The organism is Thermodesulfovibrionales bacterium (genome assembly GCA_026417875.1).
Taxonomy (GTDB): domain Bacteria; phylum Nitrospirota; class Thermodesulfovibrionia; order Thermodesulfovibrionales; family CALJEL01; genus CALJEL01.
In genome coordinates, this window is sequence record JAOACK010000134.1 from 1 (window position 1) to 646 (window position 646).

Annotated in this window: 1 protein-coding gene; it reads right to left on the reverse strand. The window is 31.3% G+C overall.

The window, feature by feature from the left end; all coding sequences use genetic code 11:
- Nucleotides 1-113 precede the first annotated feature (113 nt).
- Nucleotides 114-646, reverse strand: a 533-nt coding sequence (locus N2257_10780) for an HD-GYP domain-containing protein (protein ID MCX7794869.1), incomplete at its 5' end; no start/stop codon positions are given.

The window sequence follows — 646 nt, forward strand, 5'->3', positions numbered from 1 at the left end:
GGGCTCATGGCTATAGTAAAAGATTTGGAATAGTTTATACTGATTATGAAACCCAAAAGAGAATCTTAAAGGATTCTGCCTATTTTTATAAAAAAGTAATTGAACAAAATGGATTAGAGGATTAAACTCTTTTTCATTTTCTCTAATATTGTCTCTATAAATATATCAGATAAATAGGGGTCAAACTGCTTACCCCTATTTATCTTTATTTCTTCTATTGCCTCTTCTAAAGTAAGTTTTTTTCTGTAAGGTCTGAAAGAGGTCATTGCTTGAAAACTATCAGATAGTGCAATAATTCTTGAGAAAAGAGGAATTTCTTCCTCTATTAAACCATCGGGATATCCTTTTCCATCCCATCTTTCATGATGATATCTTATAATGGAACTAATTCCTTTAAAAACTGAAAAATTCTTAACAATATCCTCTCCCCATATGGTATGAAGTTTTATCACATTATATTCTTCTTCAGTTAACCTTCCTGGTTTTCTTAATATGAAATCAGGTACTTTTATCTTTCCTACATCATGAAGATAACTTGCATATTCTAATTTTTTTAAATCTTCCTCATCCAATCCTATTTTCCTCCCTAACTCCATAGAAAAATCTCTCACACCTCGAGAATGACCTCCTGTATATGGATCCCTTG